1 rRNA gene is annotated in these 202 nt (G+C 37.1%); it reads right to left on the minus strand.

The features are described 5' to 3' along the window. Positions 1–60, minus strand: a 16S ribosomal RNA gene (locus tag PVA17_RS25250); the annotation flags it as partial. Positions 61–202: the final 142 nt, after the last annotated feature.

The raw sequence follows: 202 nt of genomic DNA on the forward strand, positions 1-202 counted from the left end.
TTGCATGTATTAGGCACGCCGCCAGCGTTCGTCCTGAGCCAGGATCAAACTCTCCATAAAAAGAAATTTGATTAGCTCAAATTGTTTTGCTGGCATCATATTTGATGTCCAAAATTTCGTTTCGTTCACTAACTCATGGTTAGTTACTAAAAACTTTATTGATTACGTTTTGCTTGTTCAGTTTTCAAGGTTCATTTCGTTG

Source organism: Lysinibacillus sp. CNPSo 3705, from assembly GCF_028674935.1.
GTDB lineage: Bacteria > Bacillota > Bacilli > Bacillales_A > Planococcaceae > Lysinibacillus.